General features: G+C 66.5%; 1 protein-coding gene and 1 pseudogene. Both read right to left on the reverse strand.

Annotation, left to right across the window (positions count from 1 at the left end; translation table 11 throughout):
* Positions 1-641, reverse strand: a 641-nt coding sequence (locus K7W42_RS22765; protein ID WP_224577695.1) for a superoxide dismutase family protein, incomplete at its 3' end; no start/stop codon positions are given.
* Positions 642-776: pseudogene (locus K7W42_RS22770) on the reverse strand (PQQ-dependent sugar dehydrogenase); the annotation flags it as partial. It lies immediately after the preceding gene.

Genomic DNA, 776 nt, shown 5'->3' on the forward strand with positions numbered 1-776 from the left:
GCCACGCCCTCAGGAAAGTCCTGCGGCCCTGGCAGGGGGTAGTCCCGCACGCTGAAGTTCAGGCGCGTGATGACCCCACACCGCTCTCTGGCTCCCGTCAGCCCCGCAGGATCACTCTTGTAGTCATCCGCCTTGGCATGAATCACGATGCTGCGATTGAGGACCCCCGTCATCCCCGTCAGGCTGCTCTTGGCCGTCGTGTACGTCAGCGTCCCTGTCCCGTCGGCCCCCACCGTGATCATCGGCAGGTCCCCCCCGTGCCCGTAGTGGTTGTCCGCCACCGGGTCATCGTGGTTCTTGCTCATGCCAGGATCAAAATGCCCTCCGGCCCCACCAAAGGCCACCACCGTATTGGTCGCTGGGTCAATCCCTGGGGTGCAGCGGCCGTTCTCGTGCAGGTGCAATCCGTGCTGGCCGGGGGTCAGGCCACTGACCTGAACCTGCACGCGCAGGTTCATCCCCTGCTGGGTGAAGGTAGCGGTGCCGCGCACCTGCCCCTGGGGGTCGCGCAGGGCAGCGGTGGCGGAGAGAGCACTGGAGGCGGGGGCGGCCATCGCCATGGGGAGGTCCAGGCCACCAGCGAGGGCAAAGCCGAGGGAGGCCGCACCGATCAGGAGGCCGGCAGGGAGAAAGGTCTTCATTTAGTTGCCTCCGGTGTACAGGACGCGGTAGAGCACGCCGCTCTGGTCGTCGGTGAACAGCAGGCTGCCGTCGGTGTAGGTGGCGACCCCCGCCACCCGCCCAAACTGCTTCCACTCCCCATTCTCTTCGTACAC

This window comes from Deinococcus betulae, from assembly GCF_020166395.1.
Classification (GTDB): domain Bacteria; phylum Deinococcota; class Deinococci; order Deinococcales; family Deinococcaceae; genus Deinococcus; species Deinococcus betulae.